The sequence below is a fragment of the Actinotalea sp. genome, from assembly GCF_041597215.1.
Lineage (GTDB): Bacteria > Actinomycetota > Actinomycetes > Actinomycetales > Cellulomonadaceae > Actinotalea.
The window spans coordinates 1-3,412 of record NZ_JBFHHB010000296.1; the positions used below are offsets into that span (position 1 = coordinate 1).

General features: G+C 73.6%; 4 protein-coding genes. 2 read left to right on the top strand and 2 right to left on the bottom strand.

Annotated features, from left to right (window positions below):
* Positions 1-829: PDZ domain-containing protein (locus tag ABWK99_RS14895; RefSeq protein WP_372595479.1), on the bottom strand; the 829-nt coding region annotated here is incomplete at its 3' end.
* A 153-nt stretch (positions 830-982) separates the two neighbouring features.
* Between ABWK99_RS14895 and ABWK99_RS14900 the strand changes: the two genes are divergently transcribed.
* Positions 983-2,416 (top strand): zinc-dependent metalloprotease, encoded by a 1,434-nt coding sequence (locus tag ABWK99_RS14900; RefSeq protein ID WP_372595480.1) that lies wholly within the window; start codon positions 983-985, stop codon positions 2,414-2,416.
* Between the two features lie 6 nt (positions 2,417-2,422).
* Here the strand turns inward: ABWK99_RS14900 and ABWK99_RS14905 are convergent, their stop codons facing one another.
* Positions 2,423-3,046: a M48 family metallopeptidase gene (locus tag ABWK99_RS14905; RefSeq protein WP_372595481.1), complete on the bottom strand. Its 624-nt coding sequence runs from the start codon at positions 3,044-3,046 to the stop codon at positions 2,423-2,425.
* Positions 3,047-3,242: 196 nt separating this feature from the next.
* Between ABWK99_RS14905 and ABWK99_RS14910 the strand changes: the two genes are divergently transcribed.
* Positions 3,243-3,401, top strand: a complete 159-nt coding sequence (locus ABWK99_RS14910; RefSeq protein WP_372595482.1) for a DUF5679 domain-containing protein — start codon at positions 3,243-3,245, stop codon at positions 3,399-3,401.
* Positions 3,402-3,412: the final 11 nt, after the last annotated feature.

Consider the following 3,412-nt stretch of genomic DNA (forward strand, 5'->3'; position numbering starts at 1 on the left):
GCCCGAGCACCGCGCGACCCGTCCCGTCGTCCGTCGTGGTGACCTCGAGCTCGTAGGGCTCGCCGTCGCGCGTGACCCCCAGCGTGACGCTCTGACCAGGACTCACGACGTCCATCGCGGCGGAGAGGTCGGCGAAGGACGTGAGCGCCAGACCGTCGAGCGAGGTCACCACGTCCCCGGACTCCACCACGCCCTGCGCCCCGGAGCCCTCCATGGTGCTCTCGACAGTCAACGTGGTCGGCACCTCGTAGCCGAGCTCCTCGAGCGCGGAGACGGTCGCGTTCTCCTGGGAGGAGACCATGTCGGCCTGGTTGGCCTCCTCGATGTCCTCGGCGCTCTCGTCCACCGGGAAGACGTCCTCGACGGGCCGCACCGATCGCGCCCCTGACACCCAGCCGCGCAGCACGTCACCGAGCGTCACCGGGTAGCCGGGACCGCCGGCCGTGGAGACCGTCGTCAGCAACAGCTCGCCGGTGGAGGGGTAGGTCTGCGCACCCGAGATCGAGATGAGCGGCGTCCCGTCCTGCTCGCCGAGGGTGTCCCGGGTGGGACCGGGGCCGGAGACGGCGTAGGGCAGGGGGACGACCGACGCGGCGGCGAGCAGGAGGGCCAGCAGCACCGTCGTCACGCTCAGCGTGATGGAGCGCGCAGTGATCGGCGGGTCGTACGGCACGGCGTCGACCTGGGCGCGGTCCTGCTCCGCGCCGCCGAGCCGCGCGTCGTCGCGGATCTCCGCGGCGGGCTCCGAGCCCTGGCCTGCCGGCGGGGCGGAGTCGTCCGTGGTGCCGACGGCGGAGGGGTCTCGGCCGTCGCGTCGCTCGTCGTTCACGGTCCCATCATCGCCTGCGCGCCTGAGAGCCTCCTGACAGCGTGCCGCCCTCCGCTGCGCCCTGAGCGAACCCCGCGCCTGCCGGGGCCCGTGACGCCGCCGCTTCGCGGCTCCGCTGGTTACCGTGGTGGTCCACCGCACTCAGGAGCCGCGATGAGCACCCCGCCCCCGCCCGACCCGTCGATCCCGCCCGCCTGGGAGGCCCTGCTGCGCCAGATGCTCGGCGCCGAGGCGGACCAGGTCATCGCCGAGATCGCCGAGCACGGCCTGCCGGGGATGACCGGGCCCGACGGCGAGCCCCTCGACCTGGCCTCCCTCGCCGCGCAGATCGGCCTGCCTGAGGACCCGGCGGCGATCCAGCAGATGCTGGCCCAGGTGCGCTCGGTCATGGCGAAGGACAGCGGCCCGGTCAACGCCGACCTCGCGCACGACCTCGCGCGACAGGCCTCGATCGCCGACGGCGACCCGGTGGTGGGGGCGGCCGAACGTCGCGCGGTGACCGAGGCGCTCGGCGTGGCCGAGCTGTGGCTGGACGAGGCGACCGACTTCCCGTCCTCCGGCGGGACGGCCCAGGCCTGGAGCCGCGCCGAGTGGGTCGAGCACACGATGCCGCGCTGGCAGGAGATCGCCGAGCCGGTCGCGAGGTCCGTCGCCGACGCCCTGGCCACCCTGCTCGCCGAGCGGGGTGCGGGCGATGCCGACCAGGCACTGGGGGCCGCGGTCGCCCCGATGATGCGGCAGCTCGGCGGAGCCGTCTTCGGGATGCAGCTCGGGGAGGCCGTCGGCACGCTGGCCCGCGAGGTGCTCGGCACCACGGACATCGGGATCCCGCTGCTGGACGGACCCGCCACCGCGCTCGTCCCGCGCAACGTCGACGCCTTCGCGGACGGGCTCGACGTGCCCGTGGAGGAGGTGCGCCTGTTCCTGGCGCTGCGCGAGGCGGCCCTGGCCCGGCTGTTCACCCACGTCTCCTGGCTGCGCGGCCACCTGCTGGGCATCGTCGCGACCTACGCGCGCGGGATCGAGATCGACACCGAGGCCCTGGAGGAGTCGGTCCGCTCGATCGACCCGACCGACGCCGAGGCCCTGCAGGACGCCCTGTCGGGTGGCGTCTTCGCGATCTCGACGACACCGGCGCAGAAGGCGGCCCTCGACCGCCTCGAGACCGCACTGGCCCTCGTGGAGGGCTGGGTCGACGAGGTCACCGCGGCGGCCGCCGGACCGCGGCTTCCGCACACGACCTCCCTGCGCGAGACGATGCGCCGTCGTCGGGCGGCAGGCGGACCGGCGGAGGACATCATGGCGACGCTCGTCGGGCTGGAGCTCCGTCCGCGCCGCTCCCGCGACGCCGCCCGTCTGTGGGCGCAGATCCTGTCCGAGGGCGGGATCGAGGCGCGCGAGTCCGTGTGGGCGCATCCCGACCTGCTCCCCACGGCCGAGGACCTCGACGACCCGGTGGGCCGCGCGGGGCGCCGAGCGGCCCAGCAGGACGAGCAGTCGGAGCTCGACCGGGCCCTTGCGGAGATCCTCGGCGAGGCCGAGGGAGACGCCGATGGCCGGCCGGAGGGCGGACCGCAGGCCGGCTGAGGCGCCTCAGCCCTCCTGGTCCGTCGGCTCCTGCTCGTCCTGGATCGGGTCGTCGATCGGGTCGTCGAGCCGGTCCTCGTCGTCGCCCGCCATGCCCATCTGCCCCGCGAACGCCACTCCGTCGAGGAAGCCCCGCGCTCGCTCGGTGCGCGGGTAGGACTCGAGGAGCGCCCAGAACTCGGCCCCGTGGCCACCGTGCACCAGGTGGGCGAGCTCGTGCAGGATCACGTAGTCCAGCACCCAGCCGGGCATTCCCTGGAGGCGGGTGGAGATGCGGATCGTGCCGTCGGCGAGGCTGCACGAACCCCAGCGGCGCCCCTGCTGCGTCGACCAGCTGATGCTCGTCGGCTGCGCCCGTCCCTTGAGGTACCGCCGGGACAGCTCCGTCGCGCGGGCCTGGAGCTTGGTGTCGGAGGGGCGGCGGCGCAGCTCCTGACTGGCCAGGCGGGTCACCATCCGCTTGACCCACTCGCGCTCCTGGGTGCGGGTGAACCGGGACGGGATCGCGACGACGGTGTGCCCGTCCTCCCGGAAGGCCGTGACCGTGCGCACGCGCCGACTGCTGCGCCGGACCTCCACGGTCTCGAGCGCAGCCGAAACCGCGTCGTCAAGGGGGTGCTGCGAGTGCACACAGGCACCGTAGCGTCCCGTGCCGTGCCCGGTCCCACCAGGTGCACTCGGCGCGTCGCACGGCCAGCGCGCGGCAGCACCCTCGAGCACCATTACAGTGTCCGGTGCACGGAGACTCCCGGCCGCCTCGGCCGGCACGATCCGACCAGCCGGGTCGACCAGTCCCGAGCGAGAGCCACACGAACGGAGATTCCTCATGGCTGACGAGACCTACCAGGGCGAGTTCTACTGCGTGAAGTGCAAGGAGAAGCGCGAGGCCGAGGGCAACGTCGTCGTTGCCAACGGGCGCAAGATGGCCAAGGGCATCTGCCCCGTCTGCGGCACCAAGCTGAACCGGATCCTCGGCAAGGCCTGAGCGACCAGCAC